Below are 23,915 nucleotides of genomic sequence, written 5' to 3'. Positions count from 1 at the left end.
GCGTGCCTGGTACCAGTGGTCCCAGGAACACGGGACGCCTGGCTGACCACGCCGCCCGCCCGGAACCTGGGGGCATGACGACAACACTGATCACCGGGGCCAACAAGGGCCTCGGATACGAGACCGCCCGTCGGCTGCTCGCCGCCGGCCACACCGTCTACATCGGCAGCCGGGACGCCGAACGCGGGCGCCGCGCCGCCGAGCGGCTCGGCGCGCGGACGGTTCTCATCGACGTCACCGACAACGCGTCCGTGGCGGCCGCCGTCAAGGCCATCGAGGCCGACGGTGGACTGGATGTGCTGGTCAACAACGCCGGCATCGAGGCGCGCGGTGAAGGCAACACGGTCGTCGACGCCGCGGGAGCCACCGCCGACCTGGTGCGGCCGGTGTTCGAGACCAACGTCTTCGGCGTCGTGCGCGTCACCCACGCGTTCCTGCCGCTGCTGGAGCGGTCCACCGCGCCGGTCGTGGTCAACGTCAGCAGCGGCCTCGGCTCGCTCACCCGCGTCGCCACCCCGGGCACGCCGGCGTACGCCTATCCCGGTGTCGCCTATCCGGCGTCGAAGGCCGCGGTCAACATGATCACCGTGCAGTACGCAAAGGCCTTCCCGAACATGCGGATCAACGCGGTGGAGCCCGGCTACACCGCGACCGACCTGAACGGCAACACGGGCACGCAGACCGTCGAGGAGGGCGCCGAGATCATCGTCCGGATGGCACAGGTGGGGCCCGACGGCCCCACCGGAGGGTACTTCGACGCTGAGGGCCCCCTTCCCTGGTGAGAGCGCGTCACCTTGCCGGTGCCCTGGAGAGCGGCTGACTCCAGGGCACCGGCCGTGCGGGAGATCGCGCCGGGTGTCCGGCAGTAGACGCGAAGGCGGCCGGGTCCCCCAAGGCAGACGGCGGCAATGCCACCTTTTGTGCAATCGTGGCCGGTGTTTTGCTGCCCCACCATTGTCCTCCTCCGCCGCTCGTGCCTAGCCTCACCTGCGGACTGCGGGAGGGTCGTCATGCTGAAGACCGTCAGAGACCAGGCGGCGGGGCTCACCAAGGACCAGCGCCATGCCTTCGTCGCCGCCTATCTGGGCTGGGCGATGGATGCCTTCGACTACTTCCTGGTGGTTCTCGTCTACAGCGAGATAGCCAAGGACTTCGACGTCTCCCTCACCGACATGGCCTTCCTGACCACCGTCACCCTGGTGATGCGTCCGGTCGGTGCCGCGCTGTTCGGTATGTGGGCCGACCGCCGCGGTCGCCGCATCCCGCTCATGACCGATGTCGTCTTCTACTCGGTCGTCGGCTTCGCCTGCGCCTTCGCGCCGAACTACACCGTGCTGCTGGTGCTGCGCCTGTTGTACGGCATCGGAATGGGCGGCGAGTGGGGCCTGGGCGCGGCGCTCGCGATGGAGAAGATCCCGGCGGCACGGCGCGGTTTCTGGTCGGGCCTGCTGCAGAGCGGGTACTCCCTGGGCTACCTGCTCGCCGCGGTCGCGTTCTTCGTCATCGAGCCCGCCTTCGGCTGGCGGGGACTGTTCGCCTTCAGCCTGCTGCCCGCCCTCGTCGCGCTGTGGGTGCGTACCAGGGTCGAGGAGAGCGAGGTGTGGGAGAAGAGCGTCCGGCTCAACCGCACCCCCGCGTACCAGGTGTTCAAGAACCCGGCGGTGTTGCGGCGCTTCCTGTACCTGGTGGCGCTGATGACCGCGTTCAACTGGATGTCGCACGGCACCCAGGACATCTACCCGACCTTCGTCAAGAAGGGTCTGGGCCTGTCGGCGAACACCTCGATCGCCATCGCCGTGGTCTACAACATCGGCGCCATCCTCGGCGGTGTGCTGCTCGGCGCCTACTCCGAGCGACTGGGCCGCCGCCGCACGATCATGATCGCGGCGACCGGCGGCCTGCTCGTCGTGCCGTTCTTCGTGCTGTCCACCAGCGTCGGCTGGCTGATGCTGTCCTCCTTCCTGATGCAGGTGTGCGTGCAGGGAGCCTGGGGCGTCATCCCGGCGCACCTGACCGAGATGAGCCCGGACTCCATCCGCGGCTTCTACCCGGGCGTCACCTACCAGCTCGGCAACCTGATCGCCGCCCTCAACCTGCCGATCCAGGAGGCCCTCGCCGGGCGCCACGGCTATCCGGCGGCGATGGCATGGACCATCCTGCCGACCCTCGCCGTGGTCATCCTGCTGAGCGCGGTCGGCAAGGAAGCCAAGGGCATCCGGTTCGGCACCACCGGCGCGCAGGCCCCGGCCGCCGCGGCGGCCGACGCCGCGCAGCCCTGACGGACAGCCCTGAGGCGCACCCCTGACGGACGGTTTTGAGGCGCAGCCCTGACGCGCAGGCGCACGCGCACGGCGCCGGGCGCGCGCCGCCGTCGCCGCCGGTCACGCCGCAGAGTCACCGAAGGCGTCCGCGCACGGCCTTCCGACACGTCCGATGGCCTTGACTTCGAGAACACTCGAAGATCTAGTGTCGCCAGGGTCGAGGACGCTGCGGGTGACTGTGAACGGAGACGGACATGCACGTGGGCGTGCACATCAACCGGTTCGACCACCCCGAGGGCGGCGGCGCGCTGCGCGACGAGCTGGCCGCCGCAGGCGCCGCGGCCGAGGCGGCAGGCGTGAGCTGGCTGTCGGTCATGGACCACTACTTCCAGATGGAGTTCAACGGCGGGGCCGAGGCGCCCATGCTGGAGGCCTACACCACACTCGGATACCTGGCCGCCCGGACCTCCACGGTGCGGCTCGGCGCCCTGGTCACCGGAGTGACGTACCGTCATCCCGGACTCCTCGCCAAGATCACCACGACCCTTGACGTGCTGTCCGGCGGCCGGGCCACGCTGGGGATCGGGGCCGCCTGGTACGACCGCGAGCACCATGGCCTGGGCGTGCCGTACCCACCGCTGGCGGAACGCTTCGAGCGGCTCGAGGAAACCCTGCGCATCTGCCTGCAGATGTGGGATCCGGAGAACAACGGGCCGTTCGAGGGGCGGCACTACCAGCTGGCCGAGACGCTGTGCGTGCCGCCGCCGGTGAGCTCCCCGCGCCCGGAGATCCTGGTCGGCGGCGGGGGCGAGAAGAAGACGCTGCGGCTCGTCGCCCACTACGCGGACGCCTGCAACCTGTTCGCCACGACCCCGGAGGAGGTCGCGCACAAGCTCGACGTGCTGCGCCGCCACTGCGACGACGCCGGCCGCGACTACGACACCGTCCGCAAGACGGTGACGTACTCGGGAGAGCCGGCCACCGCCGGCGACGTGGACGGCTTCACCAGCGACATCTCCGGCTACACCAAACTCGGCATCGACACGGTGATCCTCGCGCCCCGCACGGGTACCACATCCCCGTGGATGGAGACCTTCGTGGCTCCCGCCGTGCGACGGCTGGCCGAGCTGGACTGAGGCGTCGGCGGACATCGGCAGCCGTACGAACCCCGGCCGCTGAGCCGTAGGCGTTCCGGTCGTGAGACCAGCGGGACTCGACCGGGCAACGGACAGCACGGGTGGACCCCGGACGAAGGGGCGGGACGGCGTGTGACCTCCCCAGGACCACGCCGCCCCGACCACCTGCGCCTGGGCGGCTACCCCCGCTGGTCTTGTTCATTCCTCCCACCGGGCATCTCTTGAACATCCCGCTCCCCGGACGTTCAGTTGCCGCCGGACGTCGCTTCCTCGTAGAGGCTCTGGACGCTCTGGCCGAAGGCGACGCTGTAGGAGACGTCGGCGGTGTCGCCGCCCTGCTCGTAGCCGCCGATGACTCCCATGACCGTGCCCGGGCTGTCGCCGGTGACCCATGGGCTGCCGCTGGTGCCGCCGGTCATGCCGGTGCAGTAGATCTCGTTCTGCGTGCTGCTGAACGAGGAGATGCCGTTGGTGCAGGTCACCGGGTCCTGTGACGTCGCTGGGTAGCCGGTGAGGGTGACACGACCGCCCGTCCCCTCGTTAATGCCGAGGGTGTAGCCGCCGACCACCGACTGGATGGTGCGCCCGTCGAGTGGTGCGACCACGGCGAACGCCACATCGTCGTCCGGGTCGGAGTCGTCGGTCCACCCGGCGTCGACGACGATGCGCTGCAGATGCCACACGCCGTAGGGGGCAACACCGTCGTGGTACGCGGGGACGAAGACGTCCGACGTGGAGCCGAGGCAGTGCGCGGCGGTCACGATCAGGTCCTCGCCGGGGCTGTTCACCACGCTGGCCGTGCAGTGATGCGACCCGGTCAAACCGCTGCCGTCGAACAACGCCCCCACTTGCCGGGGAAGTTGGGAATCCGGAACCGTCCGTGAGACACCCAGGGGAGGCGCCTGGTGAGAGGGGGACGCGGTGGCGTGCAGCGAGGACCGAGCGGGGGCGGCGGAGGGGGCCGGCGAGGCGGTCGCCTTCCGAACAGCGGGGGACGGCGGCTGGTGCCCCCCGCCGCTGGAGCGCCGCGGTGAGGTCGCGGCCTTCTTGGTGTTCGCGGTGTTCGCGGTGCTCGCGGCCTTGAGGCCGAAGATCTTACCGGCGGCCGTGGCGCCGCTGGTGCACGCCACTAGGCATGTGACGACACACCCCACAATCAGCGCCGGTCTGCGATACCGGGCGCGTCCAGTGCGTTGCCTGCCGCCGTCTGCCGCCCCCTGCATCGTCATGCGCTCGTCCTCGCTTCCCTGGTCGTCTGCCCCCTGGTACCCCCACTTGCCGCGCATGTGCATGAGATTCGGGTCTCTCTGTGATGCCCGGGTGGGAGACGGATGGGAATCGGATGAACTCGGCCGTGAGGCCGCCGATCTCCTCCCCGCGCATAGGGAGCCGAGGCGCCCGGGTCAGGCAAGAGCGCCCTTCTCGCAGATCTGCCGGGCGACCTCACGCACTTTGATGTTCTTCTCCTGCGAGAAGCGGCGAAGCACCTCGAACGCCTGCTCCTCGGTGAGGTGGTGGCTGCCCATGAGGATGCCCATGGCTTCGCCGATCGTGTGGCGTGTGGCCATGGCCTGCTCCAGCTGTGCGTTGGTGCGGGCGCTGGAGAAGGCGACCGCGGCATGGGAGGCCAGCAGCCATCCGGCGGTCTCGCTGGCCTCGGTGAACGCGCCCGGCCGGCGGGAGTAGAAATCCAGCGCGCCGAGGTCCTCGTCCTCGGTGAACAGCAGGAAGCCCATGATGCTGCCCACCCCCAGCTCGCGCACCTGCGGGGCGTAGGCGGGCCAGCGTGCATGCTCCTGGGTGAGGTCGGCGATGCGGAACACCCTCTCCCCTTCGCGGGTGCGCGCGGCGTCGAAGCAGGGGCCCTCCTCGAGGCGTTCCTGAAGCTGGTCGCTGCGGACGACCAGGTCGTCGGTGGGGGCCATCGACTGCACCCGTTTGCCGTGCAGGAGCAGGATGCCGGCCGCATCGCATCCCGCCACCAGCTCGATGGCCGAGGCGGTGATCCGCTCCAGGGTGGCACCGACCGAGTCCTGAGCGAGCAGGTCACGCGCCATGGAGGCCATCTGCTGTGCGAACGTACGCCAGTCCATACCGCCCTCCACGCTGTCGATGACTTCGGCGGGCCGCCGGCCGGCCGCGGATCCGGGTCGGACACCGCGGTGGCGAGCATCGGCTCCGGCAGCGCCCGCATCACGCCGTCCTCCCGCCACACTAGAGCGTCGACCTGGGATATCGCCGTCTCCCCGATGCGTCGCCGGTTCGCGTCGCACCGGGCGGCCGGGGTGCTCCCCTTCCCGGAATGTCGGGCACATTGGAAGCATGCGCGTCGGGCAGCGCCCCGCCCCGGTATGGCAGCCATGGCAGTCGAGCCGTGCGTTGGTGGCGATTCCCCTTGCCCTGATCGTGGTGATCACCCTGGTGGACATCCACTCCCCGGAAACCGTCCACCTCGGCCCGCTGCTCGTCGTGGCGCCCGCCATCACCACCGCCTTCGCCGGCTACCGGCTGACCGGGCTGATCGGGGCCCTGGCGGTGGGAGCCCAGGTCGTCATCGCCGTGTTCCACGGCGGGCTGGCCACGACGAACCACATCTCGCAGATCATCGCGCTGACCGTCCTCTCGATCTTCACGGTTCTCGTGTGTGTCGTCCGTGACCGGCGCATCGAGGAACTGGCTCAGGTGCGCTCCGTCTCCGAGGTCGCACAGCGGGCCCTGCTGCGCCCGCTTCCCGAGCGGCTCGGCCCCTTGCAGATGGCGTCGTCCTACCTGGCCGCCGACAAGGAGGCCTGCATCGGTGGGGATCTCTACGCGGTGGCCCGCACCGGTGACCGCACACGCGTGATCATCGGCGACGTCAGGGGAAAGGGACTCGCCGCGGTGGGGGAGGCGGCCACGCTGCTCGGCGCGTTCCAGGAGGCCGCCCACCAGCACGCCACGTTGCCCGCCCTGGCCGAGGCGCTGGACCGCAGCGCCTCCCGCTACCTCACCCAGTTCCCCGAGGCGGAAGGGGAGGCCCGGGAGCACTTCATCACCGCGCTGCTGTTGGAGATCCCGGACGGGAGCCCCGTGGCGCGGGTCATGAACTGCGGCCACCCGCCGCTCCTCCTGATCAGGCGCGGAGAGGTGATCCGCGTGACGAGTCCCGACCCGGCGCCCCCGCTGGGCATGTGGGAGCTGGGCCCGGACACCCATGTCACGCACACGTTCTCGCTCCGGGCCTGCGACACCCTGCTCCTGTACACCGACGGCGTGGTGGAGGCCCGCGACAGCAGTCGGGCGTTCTACCCGCTGGAGGAGCGGGTCACGGTGTGGGCGAAGTGCCGTCCGAAGACCCTGGTGCACCGCGTCGAGCAGGACCTTCTCGCCCACGCGGACGGGGCTCTCCGCGACGACGCCGCCCTTGTCGCCATCCAGCGGATACACGGCTCGATCACCGGGCTTGGCGGCGGCGATCCGGTGGACGGCGACGGCGTTCCCTGTTCGTGACATGGCTCGTGCCGTCGGCTCGCCGGTCCGAGCCGATGGCCGCTTCGGCGCGGCACCGGCCAGGTGGGAGGGGACCTGTCACGCGTCCAGGGCGTCGCGGAGGGTGGGGTGGAAGTCGATGAGGGAGTCGAGACCGACCAGTTGCAGGACGCGCAGGACGGGTTGCCGAACGCCGGCCAGGCGCAGCCAGCCGCCATCGCCGTGGGCCTGCTGGGCGGTGATGAGGGCGGTGATGCCGCCGGAGTCCAGGAAGGTCACGCCGCTGAAGTCCGCGACGGTCCGCGGCGCGGCGGTGCCGGAGGGAGGCGTCAGGGCCTGGCGGAGAGAGCCGACGGTGTTGTGGTCGATCTCGCCTTGCACCGTGACCACGGTTACTCCGTCGACGAGGGCGCTGGTGATCGACAGGCGGTTCGGTTCTGCCAGTTCGTCGGTGTCTGTCACACGTCCCTCAACAACGCTCGGTGATCTTCAAGCCAGTGCTTCCCCGGAAATGCTGCCCCAAGATGCTACGGGGATGCTCTCGAAGGTGCCGCCACTTGGGTGCGGCAGGTCTGTACGGCGCGGGAGTGGGTATACGCGGCCGTGTGAACGGGGTAGCGAAGGTGATTCGGATGGAACCAGATGTCCTCGGGGAGGACCGGATAGCACCAGAGCGTGAGTATGTGCACATCACAGCGGCCCTGGAGGGCGATGGCGCCTGCATCGCCGAGGCGCGTCATCTGGCGGCTGACTTCCTCACCCGCGCGGAGACCGTCCACGGAGTGCCGGTGTCGGACCGCACGGTGGACCTGACGCAACTGGTGGTCAGCGAGCTGGTCACCAATGCCCGCAAGTACGCGCCCGGTCCCGTGCTGCTGGAGGTACGCATCACCGACGGGGCGGTGGAGGTGGAGGTCTGGGACAGCGATCCGGTACTGCCGTTGGCCCGGGCGGCCGACCCCGGCCGGGTGGGCCAGCACGGCTTGGAGATCGTGATGGCCGTCGTGCAGGGGTTCGAGGCTCGGCGGGAACCGGTCGGAAAGCGCATCACCGCCAGGATCGCCCTGCCGGACGATCCGGTCGTCGACGTCGTCGGACGTCGCGCCCGGTAGGCCTGATCACCGCCCCGGCCTCCCCCCAGGTCGGTCCGCCGGCCGGAGTGGCGCCACCAGAATAGGACGAGGTTCCTGCCGTCTTCTGACGCGGCGTCGTTCAGCGACCGGCCGGTGGCTGGATGTAGTCCTCCAGGCGTGCCACGGCGAATCCCTGCTCCTGGATGCGCTTGAGGAGATTGCGGAACATCTCCGTCATGCCGACGCCCTTGAGTTCCTTCGGACCGCGGAAGTGGGCGAGGATGATGTCCCCGGGGCGCAGCTTCTTGTCCGGCTCCTGGTACTGCATGTTCTTGATCTGCATGGACTCCCGCCACCAGACGATCGCCCGCGGCCCGCACTCACCCACCGCGATCCGGGTGTTGAGGTTGTACGCGCCGTAGGGCGGGCGGAACAGCAGGGGCGCGGTGCCGTACTGCCGGGTGAGGATCTTCTGGTTGCCGCAGACCTCTTCCTTCTGCCGGGCCGTTGAGAGGGTGCTCATCACCGGGTGGTGCAGGGTGTGGTTCTGTATGTGGTCACCCATCGCCTGCAGCGGTTGGAAGTACGCGTAGTCCGACTTTATGGCGTCGTTCGTCAGGAACATCGTGATCGGCACCTTCAGGTCCCGCATCATCTGTATGAACCTGGGGTCCTTCTCCTGGCCGTCGTCGACGGTGATGAAGACGACCTTCTGCGAGGTCGGTATGTGGGTGAAGACCGGGACCGTTCCGGTGGCGGAGAGTTTCACGGGCTTGTCGGCCGGGGGACTGGGGGGCGCGGGCAGCGGTGTCAGGCCCCACTTGTGCCAGGCGTCGGCGGCGACGCGCGGCGCGTTGCCTGCGCTGCCGCCGGTGGGGGCGGGCTGCGACGAAGTGGGGGCCGCTCCGAGCCCCTTTGCATCGCCCGCACCGCAGCCGCCGACGGTCAGGGCCGCCACGACCGCACCCGCCAGTATTCCGTGGAACCTGCCCCGCCCGCTGCGCCGCTTCACCGCGCCCGTCTCCCAGAACTGCCGTGCCGTCACTGCCTGTCGCTGTGTATGAGTACCTGGCGGCACGAGCGGTTCCTTCGACGCCGGGGTCCGTCCGGAGATCGGCGGGGGCCGTCGGCCCGGCCTCGGCACCTTGTTCCGCCGTGCGGTGGTGGGACGACGGGAAGCTGAGCCGAGATCGAACGCGTACACATGCCCGAAGGGCCCGCCGCTCCCGGTGAAGTGGCATCGATGTCGTGTGGCGGATGACGGCAGACCCATGGGAGGCAAGGACAGCCGCTCGGCACACTGAGCGAGGCAGCGCTGTGGGCGGCGGTGGGAATGCGCGAGCGGGTCCGCTTGTTGCAGGAGGCAGCTGACATGCTCGGGCCAAACGTCCGGGGTGTGAGCGAAAGGAGGACCTCATGGCACGCAGCAACGCGCGTCCGGTCGTCAGGCTGAAGTCGACAGCCGGGACCGGTGTCACCTACGTGACACGCAAGAACCGTCTCAACGACCCCGACCGGCTCGTCCTGCGCAAGTACGACCCGGTGGTCGGCCGGCACGTCGACTTCCGCGAGGAACGCTGAACCACGCCTCCGCCCCCTGGGCGGTGGACCACGAGGAGGTACGCCCCATGAGGCCCGACATTCACCCCGACTCCCGCCCGGTCGTCTTCCGCGACCGCGCCGCGAACGCCTCGTTCCTCATCCGCTCGACCGCGCACTCGGCCCGGACGACCGAATGGGAGGACGGCCGCATCTACCCGCTGATCGACGTGGAGATCTCGTCGGCCAGTCACCCGTTCTACACCGGCACCTCGAGGGTCGTGGACACGGCAGGCCGCGTCGAGCGTTTCGAGCGCCGCTACGGCCGCGCGGCGGCGGCCCGCGGCTGACCGCGGTCCCGGTCCCGAGCAGAAGGAGAGACCCGTCATGAAGGTGCGCAAGTCCCTGCGCTCACTGAAGTCCAAGCCGGGCGCCCAGGTGGTCCGCCGGCGCGGCGTGACCTTCGTCATCAACAAGAAGGACCCCCGCTTCAAGGCCCGTCAGGGCTGACAGGCTGCCACGGAGGACATGATCGGCCCGGCCCGCACCACGCGGGCCGGGCCGATGCGCGATCCGGGGCTGGGCGTGGCCCGGCCGGCCACTGGCGGGCCTCCGCGCCGAGCGGATCGCCGCACGCATTCCCAACCGCCGCTCCCAACCGCCGCCCCAGGTGCCCGGGCGATCCAGGGGCGCCGCGGGTCCCCTGAACGTAGGCTCTCGGTCCGTTACATACCGGAATGGACTGAATGGGGGAGCCGGGGCGGCAGGCCGGTCCGGAGTGTCTCGCGCGGTCGGTTGCTTCTCCGCTGGCCAGGGCGCGGTGGGAGTGGGGGCGGGCCCGCAGCCCGGGGTCCCGTGCGGGTCATTGGCACGTACAAGCGAGCGTTACGGATATGTCGGCGTTTTGTAACGCGAACGGTGTGGTTGATCCAGTGGCGAGGAAGGCGGCCAGAGTGGGCGGCCTCGGCACCAGCCGGGATCTCGGATGCACACCGGCCCCGACCGCGGTGGGTGTGCGTGAACGCCAGAAGGGACAGCTCCATGTCTGTTTCTCGTACCGTTCTTCGGCTGATCGCCGCGTGTGTGGCATCAGGCGCTCTCGTGGGGGCGGCGGCCCTGCCCGCCCTCGCCGACGGAGGCAGCCATATCCGTGAGCAGGGGAGAAGTTACGCGCAGAGCGACCGCCCCGACACTGTCGGCAACCACGACCACGACCGCGACCGCGGCTACGGGCACGGCCACGACCGTGATCGCTTCCGCGGCTGGGACCGGGATCGGGGCCATCACCACGGCTGGTACGGCGACCGTCACCACGACCGTCGTCTGGGTGACTGGCTTCGCGACCGGGGCCGGCACCACGGCTGGTACGGAGAGCAGCGGCATCACGGCCACCACGCCCACCACCGCTAGGACGTGACACCGCCTGGGCCCGCGGGGTGGAGGACGACTCGCTCACCGACGGCCGGTGAGGCGGGCCCGGGCGGGGGCCGCGACCGACGCAAGCCTGTGAGTCGGGGGAGAAGAGGGGCACCCGTGCGGTGACCTGGTGCCGGGCGGCGCCGCGGCGGGCGGCAGGCGTCGGCCGGGTGCAGTGACGGGAGTGATGGGACATGGCGGACGTCGACGCGTTCATGAGCCGGCTGAACCCCGAGATGTGCGTCGTCACGGCCGCGGCGGGCCAGGAGCGATCGGGGTGCCTGGTCGGATTCTCCTCGCAGTGCTCGATCCGGCCGGTGCGGTTCGTGGTGTGGCTTTCCAAGGTCAACCACACCTATGGGGTGGCCCGTGACGCGGAATGCCTCGCCGTCCACCTGCTGACCGGCGACCAGCACAGGCTGGCGGCTCTGTTCGGCGGCGAGACGGGCGACGAGGTCGACAAGTTCTCGCAGGTGCGCTGGACGCGGGGACATGGCGGGGCGGTCGTCCTGGAGGATGCCGCGGCCTGGTTCGTCGGCACCGTCGAGCGAAGTGTCGACGGGGGCGATCACGTCGGTTTCGTCCTCGAACCAGTGCAGTACGGCCGACGGGCCGACGGCCCTTTGCTGCGGCTCGGCGACGCCCTGGACATCAGTCCCGGTCACCCGGTGGACTGACCGGCCCGACTGTTCCGCCGACGAAAAAGTTGAGCCGACAGGTGTCAACTTCTCAGTGGGTGCGGTATATCGGAAGTGGAGAAGGATAAGCGGAACAGCAGCATACGTACGAAGGAGGGATGCAGATGCTGATGCGGACGGATCCCTTCCGCGAGTTTGACCGGCTCGCCGAACGGGTCTTGGGCACGGCCGCCCGCCCTGCCGGTATGCCGATGGACGCCTGGCGCGAGGGTGACACGTTCTGTGTGGAACTGGATCTGCCGGGCGTGACGCCGGAGTCGATCGACCTCGACGTCGAACGCAACGTCCTGACCGTGAGGGCCGAGCGCAAGCCGACGTACGGCGAGGACAGCGAAACGGTGATCACCGAGCGGCCTGCGGGGACGTTCAGCCGGCAGCTGTTCCTCGGCGAGACCCTGGACACCGAGCGGATCGACGCCTCCTACGAGGCGGGTGTCCTGAAGCTGCGGATCCCGGTCGCCGACCAGGCAAAGCCCCGGAAGATCGCCGTCAGCGGCGGCGGTGACCGCAAGGAGCTGAAGAGCTGATCCGAGGCGAACTCCCTTCGCCGGTCACGGCGGCAGGGACCGGGCGGCGAGCCCGGGCCCTGCCGTCATGCTCGTTGCAGGTCCCGTCCGTCGGGCCATGTGGGCCGGCCGAGGGGACCCCGACCCAGCACCAGTCAGGTCAGGTCAGTGAGCGCGCTGAGGCGCCGGGCCGTGTGCAAGCCTGTCGCGGACTGAGAGGCCCATGATCAGCTGTGCAGACGACGACGGCTTCCAGGGGTTCGCCGCAGTCCCGGTGGTGGACCTCCAGGGGCGGTCCCTCCGGGTCCGCGGTGTAGCGATCGCCCCACTGCTTGAGTGCGATCATCACGGGCCACAGATCCCAGCCCTTGCGTGTGAGCCGGTATTCATGGCGGGTGCGATGGCCCGGCTCGCGGTACGGGACGGTGTCCAGGATTCCGGCCGCGACCAGTTTGCGCAGCCGGTCCGACAGCACCGCATCGGACAGTCCCACGTGGCGGCGGAAGTCGTCGAAGCGGTGCACGCCGTTCATGGCGTCGCGCAACACCAGCAGCGACCACTTCTCGCCGATCAGGTCCAGGGTGCGCTGCACCGTGCAGTTCTCGGTGCTGGTCTCCAGCCAGGTCATACGGCCATCGTAGGCTGGCTTCGATATTGACAGCCAGGGATGGCGCTGGCTAGCTTCCCCGTCAGAAGCCGGCACGGGGAAGGAAGCGCCCATGACGAGGTCACGCACGTTCGAGTGGAAGGACCCCAGCGTCTCCGCGGCCGCGGTCGGGCAGGAGAGCGGGCTCGACTTCCTCCGCAGCGTGCTCGGCGGGCGTCTGCCTGCCGCGCCCATCGCCGCGACCCTCGGCTTCACCCTGGAGGAGGTCGAGTTCGGCCGTGCCGTTTTCGCCCTGGAACCGGGGGAGGAGCACTACAACCCCATCGGCAGCGTCCACGGCGGCGTCTACGCCACCCTGCTCGACTCGGCCGCCGGTTGCGCCGTGCAGTCCGTCCTCCCGACGGGCATGGGATACACCTCGCTCGACCTGAGTCTGAAATTCCTGCGCCCGATGACCGTCGACACCGGCAAGGTCCGCGCCATCGGTTCCGTCCTCAACCACGGCCGCCGTACGGCCCTTGCCCAGGCGGAGCTGCTCGACTCCGAGGACCGCCTGCTCGCCCACGCCACCAGCAGCTGCATGCTCTTTCCCGTCACCAGGAGTTAGAGCCTCGGCGGTCGGCAGCGCACGGTGAGCGCGGTGCAGGGCGCGCGGCCCGGGCGCTTCCCGGGCGCGCGTTCGGGTGCGGCCCCTGGTGATCGCGGAGGCCCCATCCGCGCCGATCGCGCACAGGGGCCGCGTTCGTATGGCCTTTGCCCGGGCGGACCCGTCACCCTTGAGGCGGACGGACACCCCGTCGAGTGGAGGTGCGCGGGCACGTGCGTATACCTGGCCGAAGCCGGTTCCTTCCGGCCGCAGCGTGGCTGCGCGCCCGCGATCCCGACCTGGCCGCGACCCGCCGCGCCGGGCGCACCGCGATCGTCATGCCCGCGCTGTTCGCTCTGTGCGGCCAGGTGATCGGGTCGCCGACGATGGCTGCCTTCGCCGCGTTCGGCTCGTTCTCGATGCTGCTGCTGGTGGATTTCACCGGCCCGATGGTGCAGCGACTACGGGCACACCTTGGTCTTGCGGTGGCCTGGGCGGTACTCGTCTGCCTGGGCACGCTCGTGGCGGACCGGATCTGGCTCGCGGTGACGAGCATGGTGGTGATCGGGTTCCTGGTGCTGTTCGCCGGGGTGGTCAGTTCCGTTCTCGCCGGCACGTCGACCGCCCTGTTGCTGGCCTTCGTCCTCCCGGCGACCTCCCCGGTGCCGCTGTCGCAGCTGCCCGCCCGGCTTGCCGGAGTGGGTCTGGCAGCGGCCGCCGCCATGATCGCGGTCTGTCTTCTGTGGCCACGCCCCACCACTGATCCGCTCAGCGCGCCCGCGGCCCGCGTGTGCCGCGCGGCGGCGGCGCAGCTGCGCACCGACGCCTCTTTGCTGGCCGGCGGCCCCGGCGCGCCCAGCGGCACGAAGTGCCGGGCGATCGCCGACGAGGCCGCGACCGCGGCGGCCGACCTGCGCGGTGTCTTCGACGCCACCCCCTACCGGCCCACCGGACTGTCCGTCGGCTCCCGGGCCGTCGTTCGCCTGGTCGACGAACTGACCTGGCTCAGCAGCATCCTGGCCGACAGCGCACCCCCGCTCGACGACCGCCCGGCCTGCGACGCCGACGCCCATGCCGTACGTCGTGCCGCCGCCGCGGTTCTGGACGAGGCGGCCGACCTGCTCGACGCCCCGCGCAACGCTCCGGACGGGCTGCGCACCGCGGCCGGCGACCTGCGAGCGGCCATGGCCCGGATGGAGCGCAACGCCACATCACGACTGCCCGTCCACCACGCGGGAGCCGGTACGCCCGCACAGGTGCACCCTGTCATCGGGGCCCTGGACCTGTCCTTCCGCGCGCAGGAGCTGGGCTTCGCGACGCTCCAGATCGCCGACAACGTCGACCTGGCCTCGGCCGCCGAGCGCCGCAGCTGGCCCGAGCGTCTGCTCGGCCGCGAACCCGGTGCCGTGGCCAGACCGCTGGTCGCGGCGCGCGAGCGGGCCGCCGCGCACCTTCAGCCGCAGTCCGTCTGGTTGCACAACAGCCTGCGGGGCGCAGTCGGCCTGGGCATCGCGGTCGCCCTGGTGGACCTGATCAGTGTCCAGCACTCCTTCTGGGTGCTGCTGGGCACCCTGTCGGTACTGCGTTCCAACGCCCTCAACACCGGACAGAACGCCCTCCACGCCGTCGGCGGCACGATCGCGGGATCGATCGTCGGGGCCGGGCTGCTCCAGCTCATCGGACACCACGGCACGGTGCTCTGGTTCTTGCTGCCCATGGCCGTCCTCCTGGCCGGCATCACCCCTGCGGTCATCTCGTTCGCCGCCGGTCAGGCGTCCTTCACCATCACCCTCGCCATCCTGTTCAACATCGGCCAGAACCCCGACTGGCACATCGTGCTGCTGCGCATCGAGGACATCGCGATCGGCTGCGCCGTGAGCGTGCTGGTCGGCCTGTTCTTCTGGCCACGCGGCGCCGCGGCGGCCGTGGAGCGGGCCCTCGCCGAGGCGTACACGGACAGCGCCCGTTATCTGGCGGGCGCCGTGGAGTACGCCGTCGGCCGCTGCGGCGGCGGCGCCCCATCGGCGGAGCTCGCGCTGCAGGAGGCTCGAGAGGCCGCCGCCGCGGCGCGACGGCTCGACGACGCCTTCCGCACCTACCTCGCCGAACGCGGGCAGAAGCCGGTGCCGCTCGCGGACATGACCACCCTGGTCACCGGCATCGTCGGACTGCGCCTTGCCGCGGACGCCGTTCTGGGGCTGTGGCAGCGCGCCGCGCGACCGCACGGCGAAGCCGATAGGGCGCAGGCCCGCCTCGTTCTCCTGAGCGCCGCCGGACGGGTCTCCGGCTGGTACCGGGACCTGGCCGCCGGTCTGGGGCGCGACGGCTCTGTCCGCGATCCGCTGCCGCGCAACCCCACGGCCGAAGCGCAGTTGGTAGATTCCCTGCGCCGCGACCTCAGCGACGAGCACGGGCGGGCCACGGACACGGCCGTCCGCATCATCTGGACCGCCGACCACCTCGACGCCGCGCGCCGCCTGCAGCCGAGCCTGGCGGCAGCGGCGCGGCCGGGCGGCGCGTCCTGACCGTGGACGAGCCGTTCCGGGTCCGTTCCGCCCTGCGGCCTTCGCCGAAAGCGGGTCCGTCCGGAGGCCGTACCGGTTACAGTCGGCGGGCGGTCGGGTGTTGATCCGAGGGGGAGCGGGACGGCGAGTGCGAGGAGTGGTCGGCGGGACGCCCGGAACCGGACTCCGGTCCGGGCCGGGCATCGCCTCATCGTGCTTCCGGTCATCGCCCGCGCGCCGGCGGACGCCGGTGGCTTCGGCCGGACGAGACGGCTCAACGCCGCAGAAAGGCACCGGCTGCGCAAACTGGTCGCCCGCCAGTTCACCGCGCGCCGGGTGGAGGAACTCGCTGCGCGCATCCAGAAGACCACCGACGTGCTCCTGGATCGGATGCTCGCCCAGGCAGTAGTGGATGCCATGGGCGAACGCCACATGGCCCCGGGCGTCACGGGAGATGTCGAAGCGGTCGGGTGAGGGGAAGCGCGCGGGGTCACGGTTGGCGTCGGCCAGGGCGACGAGGACGAGTTCGCCGCCTCCGGGGATGGCTGTGTCGCCGATCGTCACCGGCTCGGTGGTGAAGCGGTACGTGGGGGTCTCCACCGGGCCGTCGTAGCGCAGCATCTCCTCGACCGCGGCGTCGATGAGGGACGCATCGGCGCGCAGGGCGGCCAACTGCTCGGGATGGGTGAGGAGGGCGAGGACGCCGTTGGATGCCCATTTCCGTGATCTGCGAACTCCTCGGCGTTCCCGACCTGGACCGCGACTCCTTCAGGAGGTGGCCTGCGACGAGCAGGAGCCAGGCCATCGAGAAGCTCCTCGTGGGACGGCTTGTCGCCGTCCTCGTCCGAGCCGTGGGTCCGAACCGGCGGGCCGCCTGGGGGCGCCGCTGGCCCGCCTGGAGGCGCGCATCGCCATCCGGACGCTGCTGGAACGCTGTGCCGACCTGGCCCTGGACATCCACCCGGCGGCGATCACCTGGCGCCCGGGGATGATGATCCGCGGTCCGCGAAGCCTGCCCGTCCGGTTCGTCCGGTAGCCCACCGGTCATCGGGCGGAGGATGAGGCGGGGGCCCCGGTCGCGCTGAAGCCGCCGGTGTGACTCTTGTCATGGCCGACCTCCTTCGTACGGCGATGCCTAGTAGATCGCCGCCTCATTCTCATTTGGTGTTCATGTGCCGCCAAGCGGACATTCCCCACCGAGGCTGTGCCGGTTCACCGGTCATTCCTCCATCGCGGGTTCTCCTTCTTTCCCCGCTCCTTTGAGGGCGTTACGGAGAATCGGGAATGCGCTGAGCGGGATTAGCGTGCTCATCGATGCCTGGCAAGAGTCGCGTTTTCCTACGAGAAAGCCTAGTACTCCGCGCTCATTGCCCTTGTTGCTCCGCCTTCCGAGAATGACCGGGCCGCAGGGCTTCCCGGCATCTTCCGCGCTGGATCCCGTGCAGGTGGCCGGGGTTGGCGTTGCACAGCGCACACCGCGTGGTCTCCGCACGTGGAATTGTCATGCGCAGTAAATGCCGGGGTGCTGCGAGAAGCGATGCCAATACCTAGTGAGGACGGTCGCGTGAGCAAGCACCGCAGGACATTGCACCACCGAAAGGCAGTCATAGCCGCCGTCGCCATCGCCGCCGTGGGCGTCCCGTCCGTCGCCATGGCCTGCGCGGACTCGTACAACGGACGGCCGTACACGCACCGTTCGCACCATCACTGGCACAAGGGCTCCGGCAATGCGGCGAAATGGCACTGGGCGAAGGCGACCGCGAGTCCGGCGCCCCAGCCCAAGGCGAGCTCTTCGGCGACCGCCGCCCCCACCACCCGGCCCACGGCTTCGAGTGCCCCGGCGTCCGGCGCGCCCGCCTCTGCCACGGCACGCGTCGTCGCGCTCGTCAACAGTGAGCGCGCCAAGGTGGGTTGTGCGCCGCTGACCGTCAACTCGAAGCTGGCGAAGGCCGCTCAGGCACACAGCGCCGACATGGCCGCCCACCAGACCATGTCCCACACCGGCTCCGACGGCTCGTCCCCGGGTGACCGGATCACCAGCGCCGGATACTCCTGGAGCTCGTACGGCGAGAACATCGCTTACGGCTACAGCACCCCCGAGCGCGTCATGGCAGCCTGGATGGCCAGCCCGGGACACAAGCGGAACATCCTCGACTGCGGATTCAAGGAGATCGGCGTAGGCCTCGCCCAGCCCGGCTCTTACTGGACGCAGGACTTCGGCACCGCTCGCTGACCATGCCGCCTCGCCGACGACTCACCTGACTCGGCGGGGCGGTGGCGTTGGGTCCGCGCATGCCCGGCCGCCCTGTGGTTCTGTGACAAAAAGGGGCGGCCGGCTCAGCACCACCTGCGGCCGGCAGGCGGCCTGTGCCCGGGTGATCAGGGCCGGGCGCCTGACCCCACTGTCTCCGGGGCGGTGCTCGACGATGGCTGCGTCGTCCACTGCGACCGCAGCAGCAGTCGTACGCGGTGGAAGAGGAAGGCAGCCATCGGGAGTTCGACGAAGACGGCGAGCGCGGCGGACATCCAGACCGCGGACGTGCCCAGGGCGAGCGAGACATCGAACCATGCGTCGCACACCAGGAGGACGGCGGCCGCCAGGGCGGGCAACACCACGGCCCGGTGGCGGCGCATTCCGAGGACCGCTGTCGCCCCCAGTGCCGCGAGGAGCAGTATGTCGAAGCCGACCCAGGTCGTGCGCCAGGCGTGGACACGATAGTCGGACGGCAGGGTCACTCCCAGTATCACCGTCCAGGGAACCAGTCCCAGTGCCGACACCGCGAGCAACTCGAGCGTGTGCCGTCGACGCCGCTCGAGCAGGGCATCCCCGCCGCCCCGGCCCGCGAGGGCCGGGCGCACCGGTCTCGAGACGTCCTCGCAGGGGTCGGTCCGTGTCGGGTCCTGTGTCGTCGGGCTCATCGGCGCGCGGCTTCCTCGGCGACGATGGGCGAAGGTGCGGGGTACCAGGCCGCGAGGCGCCGCGTGGTGAGCCAGCCGAGAGCGGCCAGCAGCACGCCGAAGACGGCCTCTGGAAGGCGCTGACTCACCAGCATCACCGCGGCAGCGGCGTCCAGGCCCATCGCGAGAAGGACGAACGCGGCGCGCCGCCAGGTCTGACGCGGTGCGGTGGCTGCCACAGGACGGTCGGGCCGGCCGTGAAAGACGGCCGATGTGCTGTGGCTCATCGCGGCCACCTCTTCCGACCTGTTCGGTCTTGGTCCATGTCAGCCTCCGGAGAACCGAGAGATGACAGGGACAACCGGAGGCATCTTTCCCGTTATTCCGGCCGAGGCCCTTCAGGGCTGCCTTCACGGGGTGATGTGCGGCACACCGCCGGGCGGTTCACAGGGCGTACAGGTGCCGTGCGCGTCACACACGATGAAGACCGTCAAGCCCGGCCGTAAGGGACCGGGATCGACGATCGGGCGCGGCCCGTCTGCGGTCAGGCGGTGAGTCCCGCGTCGCGGGCCAGGGCGGCCTGGACGCGGGTGGTGACCTCCGGCGCGGCCAGGATGCGGCTGACGTGAGCCTTGACGGTGCTTTCCCGCATGGCGAGGCGGGTGGCGATCTCCGCATCGGTATCGCCTTGGGCGAGGAGAGTCGGCACATCCCGTTCACGGCGCGGTGGTCCCGCCGTCGCCCTGGCCTCGTTCATCGCGATCGGTGTCGCAGTGCCGTGGGACAAGCACAGGCGCGGCCGGACCACCGTGACCGGTGACGCTCCGGCAGCGTGTGCCGATCGGGCAACAGGCCTGCTGGGCTCCGGCGCCGACCACGGCGCTGACTCCCGTGCATCGAGCGTAGGTGGCTGAACCGCCCCGTGAAGGTGACCGCTCACCACCGGACTGGTCGCCGAACCGCGCGAGCGGGACGCCGTCGATCGGCTGCCGGCTCCGCGCTATGCGGAAGCCACGACTTGGCCGGACATGACCTTGGGAGGGCTGGGGAGCAGCGACGCCAGGTTGTCCCGTACGAAGACCGCCGCCTTCTTGATCGATTCCTCGGCCCCCTCCTCGCTTTCGAAGACAGTGGTCGAGACCATGACTCCGTCTCCGGCGTCTACCCAGTAGTAGGCGAGGAGCCCCGGGATCTGGCGGATGAGCGGCACGAATCCCTCACTCACCTTGCGCCCGGCCTCGGCCGGATCGGTCACCCCTTCGTACCGTCTGATGGCTGCGTACACGCTGCTCTCCTCACGAGGTGGGGGATCATCTGCTGTCCGGAGACGCCGTACCCGTGCGATCCCGGCTCCGCTCAGGAGTCGTCCGTCAATCACCGGAAGGGGCCGGCCCGTGGTCCGAATGGCGGCGTTCGCTGTCGCGGTCGCGCCTGACCGGTTCGTAGCCGCGAGTCTGGGCGGCCTGCCCGCCATGGGCCCAGTGCCAGGGCAACGGGCGAGGACAGCGTCAGGCGTCGTCGTCTCGGAGGCCGACCGCGTCGTGCTGCCAGAACAGCTCCGAGTAGGTCCTGCTCGGAGTGGGAACGCCCTTGACGGCGGCATGACAGCATCGCACGCGAAGCGCCGTCTCACAGCAGGCTGCCGAAGCCCGGGTACACCGTTGCTGCGCCACAGCCCGGGAACGAGCGACAGGGCCCGGGCCGGGCCCTGCTGTCATGCCCACCGACTCGGCCGGGAGTGGGCGTTCGTCCGGTCGGCGTCAGGAACTCGTGAGGATGACGAGTTGCTGGGTCGCTCGGGTCATCGCGACATAGCGATCGACCGCTCCTTCGACGCCGTTGCCGAACGTCTCCGGGTCGATGAGGACGACCAAGTCGAACTCGAGCCCCTTCGCCAGCTCCGGCGTCAGCGACCGGACGCGGGAGGTCTCCCGGAACGCCGGGTCGCCGATGACGCAGGCGATCCCGTCGGCATGCGCGACGAGCCAGGTGTCGAGGACCGAGCTCAGATCCGAAACAGACCCGTGTACGACGGGGACGCCGTTGCTGCGGATGGAGGTCGGCACGTTGGCGTCCGGGAGCACGGCCCGGATGACCGGCTCGGCCTCCGCCATGATCTCTTCCGGCGTCCGGTAGTTGATGCTCAGTGAGGCCAGGTTGATCCGGTCGAGCCCGATCCGCTCGAGCCGTTCCTGCCACGACTCCGCGAATCCGTGCCTGGCCTGGGCGCGGTCCCCGACGATGGTGAAGCTCCGGGACGGGCACCGCAGCAGCAGCATCTGCCACTCCGCGTCGGTCAGTTCCTGAGCCTCGTCGACGACGATGTGTGCGAACGGACCGGCGAGCAGGTCGGGTTCGGTCCGCGGCAGCGCGTCCTCGTCGACCAGGCTGTTCTGCAGGTCCTGCCCCGTCAGCATCGTCATCAGCATGCCCTGCCAGTCGTCATCGGTCCTGAGCAGGTTCTCGGTGACCTGGGCCCGGTACTCACGCTCGGCGGCGACCGCGGCCTCCTGCCGGCGCCTGTGCCGGGACGCCTCCGGGTCGCCGAGCCGCTGCCGTGCCGCGTCGAGGAGGGGCAGATCGGACACCGTCCAGGCCTGGGGGTCCGCGCGCTGCAGCTTGCGGACCTCGTCGGGACCGAGCCAGGGGGCGCACATCCGCAGGTAGGCCGGTACCGACCACAGGTCTCCGACGAGGTCGGCCGCCTCGAGCAGCGGCCACGCGCGGCCTAGGGCCGCGTTCAGTTCCTCGTCCTGCCGCAGCGCCCTGCGGAACAGGTCGGCCGAGACGTCGCCGTCGTACTTGTCCCTCAGGATCGAGACCAGCTTCTCCCAGACCTGGTCGCGCGCCTCGTTGTGCGGAGTGCCCGGCTCGGGCGCCTCGAAGGCCTCGGCCCAGTCGTCGGCGGTGAGCCGGATGTCGGACCAGTCGACCGTGACGGTCATCCCCTGGGCGGGCGGCTCCTCGTAGAACCGAACGGCCCGCTCGATCGCCCTCACCATGTCCGCGGACGACTTCAGGCGGGCCACCTCCGGGTCGGTCTCGACCGCCGCTCCCGCTCCCTCGGCCACCAGGTCCCGCAGGACGCAGGTCTGCACGCCCTCCTCGCCGAGGCTGGGCAGGACGTCGGAGACGTACGCCAGATACGGTCGGTGCGGACCGACGAACAGCACGCCGCCGCGACGGTGACCGAGGCGGGGGTCGGAGTAGAGGAGGTGGGCGGTGCGGTGCAGGGCGACGACCGTCTTGCCCGTGCCCGGACCGCCGTCGACGACGAGGGCGCCCCGGGATCCGGCTCGGATGATGGCGTCCTGGTCGGCCTGGATGGTGGCGAGCACGTCCCGCATCCGCTCCGACCGGTTGGCGCCCAGGCCGGCGATGAACGCGGACTGGTCGTCGAGCGCCGCGCGCCCTTCGAGCCCGTCGGCGGTGAACACCTCGTCCCAGTAGTCGCTGATCCGGCCGCCGGTCCAGCGATACCGGCGGCGGCTGGCCAGGCCCATCGGGTTGGCGTGGGTCGCCGCGAAGAACGGCTCGGCCGCCGGGGAGCGCCAGTCGACCAGCAGCCGGCGGCCCTCGTTGTCGGTGAGGCCCAGTCGTCCGATGTACACGGGGTCGGGGTCGTCCGCGCGGACCATGTGCCCGAGGCACAGGTCCAGGCCGAAGCGGCGCAGGGTGCGCAGCCGGCCGTTCAGCCGGTGGACCTCGATGTCCCGGTCCATCGCCTGCTGGCCCGTGCCGCCGGGCGCCTTGAGCTCGGCGTCGAGACGGTCGGCCAGTTCGGCGAGCGTCAACTCGAGGCTCTCCGCGATGGCCGCGAACTGCCGGTCGTCGCGGGCGATCAGCGCCGGGTCGGCCTTGGGTGAAAGGTGGTCGGGAAGGTCGAAAGCGCTGGTGGTCAGGGGGTTCACGTCATCAGCTCCGATGTGGTTCGCCAACGGTCCTGCTCAGCCCGCCGCGTCGAGCAGCAGCTTCGCGGCCACCGTCGCTCCGTCGGTGCGGATCGTCCCGGCCACGGCGGCCGCTCGTGCGCGGGTCTCGGGGGCCAGGGCCGTCCTGAGCGCGGCCGACAGCGACTGGACGGTCGGGCTCGGACCGTTGTGTGCCGCGCCGATGCCCAGCTCGGCCACCCGGCCGGCCCAGTACGGCTGGTCCACGACCTGGGGCACGACCACCTGGGGCGCGCCGGCCCGGGTGGCCGTCGTGGTCGTGCCCGCGCCGCCGTGGTGGACGACGGCGGCCACCCGTGGGAACAGTGCCTGGTGGTTGACCTCGCCGACGGCGAAACAGTCGTCCCGGTCGTCGATCAGGGCCAGGTCGGCCCAGCCGCGCCCGACGAGGACCCGATGGCCCTGCGCGCGGACCGCCTCGATGGCCGCGCGGGCGACGTCCGGCGAGCCGTGCATGCGCATGCTGCCGAAGCCCACGTACACCGGCGGTTCGCCGGCCTCCAGGAACGCCGACAGCTCGCCCGGCAGGGGGCGTTCGTCCGGCAGGATCCACGCGCCGGTCGGTACGACGTCCAGGTCCGTGAGGTCCAACCGCGGTTCCAGGACCGGGTCCACCGCAAGCCATGGGTGGTCGGTGTAGACATGGTCGCGGACGTTGGCCACCGGCGGCAGGCCGATCGAGGCCCGGTGGTTGTTGAGCGCCTCGCCGTACAGCGCGTTCACCTTCTCGGCGTCCAGGGCCCACAGCACCCGGTTGTCGGTCTCGCCCGGCGGGAACGGTTTGCCCGGCCGTCCCGGCGGCGGGTAGTGCGCCGACGGCAGCGAGAACGGATGGAAGCACGCGCAGACGTAGCCGATACCCAGTTTCTCGGTCACCGACCGCGCGCCGGCCGGCATCAGGCCGGTCGCCACCAGCGCGTCGCATCCCTCGGCCGCCTCGGCGACCGGGCCGAAGTGGGCGTCGACCAGCTCGGCCGCGACCCGGAAGGCGTCCTCGGGCGTCGGCGGCTTCGCCCCGGTCACCAGCGCGCGCACCGACGGGCCGAACGGCACGTGCTCCACACCGACACCTTCCAGCAGCTCGGCGAACTCCTCGTCCGGTGGAGCGCACACCAGCGCCTGGGCGCCGAGCTCCCGGAGCGCCACCGCGAGTGCCGCCACGGGTTCGACGTCTCCACGCGACCCATAGCTCATCAAAAGAACACGCATTTCGTGATTCCCCCGTTTCCGCAGGATCTGACCCTCGGCCGACGATTCTGCGGTACGACGGGGG

24 protein-coding genes and 4 pseudogenes are annotated in these 23,915 nt (G+C 70.5%); 16 read left to right on the top strand and 12 right to left on the bottom strand.

Features of this window, described 5'->3' with window-relative positions; translation table 11 throughout:
- Positions 1-74 precede the first annotated feature (74 nt).
- The 3 genes from ACZ7L1_RS27960 (at position 75) to ACZ7L1_RS27950 (ending at position 3,397) form a co-directional block, all read left to right on the top strand.
- Complete coding sequence (locus ACZ7L1_RS27960) at positions 75-782, top strand: SDR family NAD(P)-dependent oxidoreductase (protein ID WP_471440774.1); 708 nt, start codon at positions 75-77, stop codon at positions 780-782.
- Positions 783-1,010: 228 nt separating this feature from the next.
- Positions 1,011-2,279, top strand: a complete 1,269-nt coding sequence (locus ACZ7L1_RS27955) for an MFS transporter (RefSeq protein ID WP_471440773.1) — start codon at positions 1,011-1,013, stop codon at positions 2,277-2,279.
- 236 nt (positions 2,280-2,515) lie between these two features.
- Positions 2,516-3,397, top strand: coding sequence for an LLM class F420-dependent oxidoreductase (locus tag ACZ7L1_RS27950; RefSeq protein ID WP_471440772.1), 882 nt, complete (start codon positions 2,516-2,518; stop codon positions 3,395-3,397).
- Between the two features lie 245 nt (positions 3,398-3,642).
- On the opposite strand, the gene ACZ7L1_RS27945 is transcribed toward ACZ7L1_RS27950, so the two are convergent.
- Entirely contained in the window at positions 3,643-4,620 is a 978-nt protein-coding gene (locus tag ACZ7L1_RS27945; RefSeq protein WP_471440799.1) for a trypsin-like serine peptidase, read from the bottom strand.
- A 180-nt stretch (positions 4,621-4,800) separates the two neighbouring features.
- Positions 4,801-5,490, bottom strand: a complete 690-nt coding sequence (locus tag ACZ7L1_RS27940; protein WP_471440771.1) for a GAF and ANTAR domain-containing protein — start codon at positions 5,488-5,490, stop codon at positions 4,801-4,803.
- Between ACZ7L1_RS27940 and ACZ7L1_RS27935 the strand changes: the two are divergent.
- A pseudogene (locus ACZ7L1_RS27935) lies at positions 5,453-6,805 on the top strand (PP2C family protein-serine/threonine phosphatase); the annotation flags it as partial. The gene ACZ7L1_RS27940 and the pseudogene ACZ7L1_RS27935 overlap by 38 nt on opposite strands.
- A gap of 159 nt (positions 6,806-6,964) precedes the next feature.
- Here the strand turns inward: ACZ7L1_RS27935 and ACZ7L1_RS27930 are convergent.
- Positions 6,965-7,327, bottom strand: a complete 363-nt coding sequence (locus ACZ7L1_RS27930) for an STAS domain-containing protein (RefSeq protein ID WP_471440770.1) — start codon at positions 7,325-7,327, stop codon at positions 6,965-6,967.
- Between the two features lie 170 nt (positions 7,328-7,497).
- Between ACZ7L1_RS27930 and ACZ7L1_RS27925 the strand changes: the two genes are divergently transcribed.
- The gene (locus ACZ7L1_RS27925) at positions 7,498-7,977 is read left to right on the top strand and encodes an ATP-binding protein (protein ID WP_471440769.1); all 480 of its coding nucleotides are present in this window, start codon (positions 7,498-7,500) and stop codon (positions 7,975-7,977) included.
- Positions 7,978-8,077: 100 nt separating this feature from the next.
- Here the strand turns inward: ACZ7L1_RS27925 and ACZ7L1_RS27920 are convergent, their stop codons facing one another.
- Positions 8,078-8,950 (bottom strand): polysaccharide deacetylase family protein, encoded by an 873-nt coding sequence (locus ACZ7L1_RS27920; protein WP_471440798.1) that lies wholly within the window; start codon positions 8,948-8,950, stop codon positions 8,078-8,080.
- 404 nt (positions 8,951-9,354) lie between these two features.
- On the opposite strand from ACZ7L1_RS27920, the gene rpmG reads away from it, so the two are divergent.
- The 6 genes from rpmG (at position 9,355) to ACZ7L1_RS27890 (ending at position 12,118) form a co-directional block, all read left to right on the top strand.
- Positions 9,355-9,519 (top strand): 50S ribosomal protein L33, encoded by a 165-nt coding sequence (gene rpmG, locus ACZ7L1_RS27915; protein ID WP_263234114.1) that lies wholly within the window; start codon positions 9,355-9,357, stop codon positions 9,517-9,519.
- A gap of 47 nt (positions 9,520-9,566) precedes the next feature.
- Positions 9,567-9,827: a type B 50S ribosomal protein L31 gene (locus tag ACZ7L1_RS27910; RefSeq protein ID WP_471440768.1), complete on the top strand. Its 261-nt coding sequence runs from the start codon at positions 9,567-9,569 to the stop codon at positions 9,825-9,827.
- A gap of 37 nt (positions 9,828-9,864) precedes the next feature.
- Positions 9,865-9,987, top strand: coding sequence for a type B 50S ribosomal protein L36 (ykgO, locus tag ACZ7L1_RS27905; protein WP_028801377.1), 123 nt, complete (start codon positions 9,865-9,867; stop codon positions 9,985-9,987).
- Between the two features lie 531 nt (positions 9,988-10,518).
- Positions 10,519-10,887 carry a hypothetical protein gene (locus ACZ7L1_RS27900; protein WP_471440767.1) on the top strand — a complete coding sequence of 123 codons (369 nt, stop codon included), beginning with the start codon at positions 10,519-10,521 and terminating at the stop codon, positions 10,885-10,887.
- Between the two features lie 200 nt (positions 10,888-11,087).
- Positions 11,088-11,570 (top strand): flavin reductase family protein, encoded by a 483-nt coding sequence (locus tag ACZ7L1_RS27895; protein ID WP_471440766.1) that lies wholly within the window; start codon positions 11,088-11,090, stop codon positions 11,568-11,570.
- 125 nt (positions 11,571-11,695) lie between these two features.
- Positions 11,696-12,118, top strand: a complete 423-nt coding sequence (locus tag ACZ7L1_RS27890; protein WP_471440765.1) for an Hsp20/alpha crystallin family protein — start codon at positions 11,696-11,698, stop codon at positions 12,116-12,118.
- A 139-nt stretch (positions 12,119-12,257) separates the two neighbouring features.
- Here ACZ7L1_RS27890 and ACZ7L1_RS27885 read toward each other — a convergent pair whose 3' ends face one another.
- Entirely contained in the window at positions 12,258-12,725 is a 468-nt protein-coding gene (locus ACZ7L1_RS27885) for a winged helix-turn-helix transcriptional regulator (RefSeq protein WP_471440764.1), read from the bottom strand.
- A 91-nt stretch (positions 12,726-12,816) separates the two neighbouring features.
- On the opposite strand from ACZ7L1_RS27885, the gene ACZ7L1_RS27880 reads away from it, so the two are divergent.
- The 3 genes from ACZ7L1_RS27880 (at position 12,817) to ACZ7L1_RS27870 (ending at position 16,268) form a co-directional block, all read left to right on the top strand.
- The gene (locus tag ACZ7L1_RS27880) at positions 12,817-13,311 is read left to right on the top strand and encodes a PaaI family thioesterase (RefSeq protein WP_471440763.1); all 495 of its coding nucleotides are present in this window, start codon (positions 12,817-12,819) and stop codon (positions 13,309-13,311) included.
- A gap of 212 nt (positions 13,312-13,523) precedes the next feature.
- The gene (locus tag ACZ7L1_RS27875; protein ID WP_471440762.1) at positions 13,524-15,815 is read left to right on the top strand and encodes an FUSC family protein; all 2,292 of its coding nucleotides are present in this window, start codon (positions 13,524-13,526) and stop codon (positions 15,813-15,815) included.
- A 192-nt stretch (positions 15,816-16,007) separates the two neighbouring features.
- Positions 16,008-16,268 carry a hypothetical protein gene (locus ACZ7L1_RS27870; RefSeq protein ID WP_471440800.1) on the top strand — a complete coding sequence of 87 codons (261 nt, stop codon included), beginning with the start codon at positions 16,008-16,010 and terminating at the stop codon, positions 16,266-16,268.
- Here ACZ7L1_RS27870 and ACZ7L1_RS27865 read toward each other — a convergent pair.
- Positions 16,191-16,490: pseudogene (locus ACZ7L1_RS27865) on the bottom strand (cytochrome P450); the annotation flags it as partial. The gene ACZ7L1_RS27870 and the pseudogene ACZ7L1_RS27865 sit on opposite strands and share 78 nt — an antisense overlap.
- 178 nt (positions 16,491-16,668) lie before the next feature.
- Between ACZ7L1_RS27865 and ACZ7L1_RS27860 the strand changes: the two are divergent.
- Both ACZ7L1_RS27860 and ACZ7L1_RS27855 read left to right on the top strand, forming a co-directional pair.
- Positions 16,669-16,830: pseudogene (locus ACZ7L1_RS27860) on the top strand (cytochrome P450); the annotation flags it as partial.
- A 528-nt stretch (positions 16,831-17,358) separates the two neighbouring features.
- Positions 17,359-18,027, top strand: coding sequence for a CAP domain-containing protein (locus tag ACZ7L1_RS27855; protein WP_471440761.1), 669 nt, complete (start codon positions 17,359-17,361; stop codon positions 18,025-18,027).
- A 146-nt stretch (positions 18,028-18,173) separates the two neighbouring features.
- On the opposite strand, the gene ACZ7L1_RS27850 is transcribed toward ACZ7L1_RS27855, so the two are convergent.
- From ACZ7L1_RS27850 to ACZ7L1_RS27825, 6 genes and pseudogenes are all read right to left on the bottom strand, one after another.
- A complete protein-coding gene (locus ACZ7L1_RS27850) occupies positions 18,174-18,713 on the bottom strand; it encodes a hypothetical protein (RefSeq protein WP_471440760.1) in 540 nt (179 codons plus the stop codon).
- The gene (locus ACZ7L1_RS27845) at positions 18,710-18,979 is read right to left on the bottom strand and encodes a hypothetical protein (protein ID WP_471440759.1); all 270 of its coding nucleotides are present in this window, start codon (positions 18,977-18,979) and stop codon (positions 18,710-18,712) included. Before ACZ7L1_RS27845 ends, ACZ7L1_RS27850 begins: the two co-directional genes overlap by 4 nt.
- A gap of 257 nt (positions 18,980-19,236) precedes the next feature.
- A pseudogene (locus ACZ7L1_RS27840) lies at positions 19,237-19,413 on the bottom strand (response regulator transcription factor); the annotation flags it as partial.
- 279 nt (positions 19,414-19,692) lie between these two features.
- Positions 19,693-19,977 carry an EthD domain-containing protein gene (locus ACZ7L1_RS27835; RefSeq protein WP_471440758.1) on the bottom strand — a complete coding sequence of 95 codons (285 nt, stop codon included), beginning with the start codon at positions 19,975-19,977 and terminating at the stop codon, positions 19,693-19,695.
- Positions 19,978-20,452: 475 nt separating this feature from the next.
- On the bottom strand, positions 20,453-22,603 hold the full coding sequence (gene helR, locus ACZ7L1_RS27830) for an RNA polymerase recycling motor ATPase HelR (RefSeq protein ID WP_471440757.1): 2,151 nt from the start codon (positions 22,601-22,603) through the stop codon (positions 20,453-20,455).
- Positions 22,604-22,639: 36 nt separating this feature from the next.
- Positions 22,640-23,851: a glycosyltransferase gene (locus ACZ7L1_RS27825; RefSeq protein WP_471440756.1), complete on the bottom strand. Its 1,212-nt coding sequence runs from the start codon at positions 23,849-23,851 to the stop codon at positions 22,640-22,642.
- Positions 23,852-23,915 lie beyond the last annotated feature (64 nt).

Source organism: Streptomyces sp. NPDC107546, from assembly GCF_055639175.1.
Note: the sequence above shows the minus strand (reverse complement) of the source record. Positions and strands in the feature narration are given on the sequence as shown.

What these genes read in the sequence shown, in the direction of transcription:
- ACZ7L1_RS27960 (WP_471440774.1), top strand. Translation starts at nt 75, where the DNA reads ATGACGACAACACTGATCACCGGGGCCAACAAGGGCCTCGGATACGAG.
- ACZ7L1_RS27955 (WP_471440773.1), top strand. Translation starts at nt 1,011, where the DNA reads ATGCTGAAGACCGTCAGAGACCAGGCGGCGGGGCTCACCAAGGACCAG.
- ACZ7L1_RS27950 (WP_471440772.1), top strand. Translation starts at nt 2,516, where the DNA reads ATGCACGTGGGCGTGCACATCAACCGGTTCGACCACCCCGAGGGCGGC.
- ACZ7L1_RS27945 (WP_471440799.1), bottom strand. Translation starts at nt 4,620, where the DNA reads ATGCAGGGGGCGGCAGACGGCGGCAGGCAACGCACTGGACGCGCCCGG.
- ACZ7L1_RS27940 (WP_471440771.1), bottom strand. Translation starts at nt 5,490, where the DNA reads ATGGACTGGCGTACGTTCGCACAGCAGATGGCCTCCATGGCGCGTGAC.
- ACZ7L1_RS27925 (WP_471440769.1), top strand. Translation starts at nt 7,498, where the DNA reads ATGGAACCAGATGTCCTCGGGGAGGACCGGATAGCACCAGAGCGTGAG.
- rpmG (WP_263234114.1), top strand. Translation starts at nt 9,355, where the DNA reads ATGGCACGCAGCAACGCGCGTCCGGTCGTCAGGCTGAAGTCGACAGCC.
- ACZ7L1_RS27910 (WP_471440768.1), top strand. Translation starts at nt 9,567, where the DNA reads ATGAGGCCCGACATTCACCCCGACTCCCGCCCGGTCGTCTTCCGCGAC.
- ykgO (WP_028801377.1), top strand. Translation starts at nt 9,865, where the DNA reads ATGAAGGTGCGCAAGTCCCTGCGCTCACTGAAGTCCAAGCCGGGCGCC.
- ACZ7L1_RS27900 (WP_471440767.1), top strand. Translation starts at nt 10,519, where the DNA reads ATGTCTGTTTCTCGTACCGTTCTTCGGCTGATCGCCGCGTGTGTGGCA.
- ACZ7L1_RS27895 (WP_471440766.1), top strand. Translation starts at nt 11,088, where the DNA reads ATGGCGGACGTCGACGCGTTCATGAGCCGGCTGAACCCCGAGATGTGC.
- ACZ7L1_RS27890 (WP_471440765.1), top strand. Translation starts at nt 11,696, where the DNA reads ATGCTGATGCGGACGGATCCCTTCCGCGAGTTTGACCGGCTCGCCGAA.
- ACZ7L1_RS27885 (WP_471440764.1), bottom strand. Translation starts at nt 12,725, where the DNA reads ATGACCTGGCTGGAGACCAGCACCGAGAACTGCACGGTGCAGCGCACC.
- ACZ7L1_RS27880 (WP_471440763.1), top strand. Translation starts at nt 12,817, where the DNA reads ATGACGAGGTCACGCACGTTCGAGTGGAAGGACCCCAGCGTCTCCGCG.
- ACZ7L1_RS27850 (WP_471440760.1), bottom strand. Translation starts at nt 18,713, where the DNA reads ATGAGCCCGACGACACAGGACCCGACACGGACCGACCCCTGCGAGGAC.
- ACZ7L1_RS27845 (WP_471440759.1), bottom strand. Translation starts at nt 18,979, where the DNA reads ATGAGCCACAGCACATCGGCCGTCTTTCACGGCCGGCCCGACCGTCCT.
- ACZ7L1_RS27825 (WP_471440756.1), bottom strand. Translation starts at nt 23,851, where the DNA reads ATGCGTGTTCTTTTGATGAGCTATGGGTCGCGTGGAGACGTCGAACCC.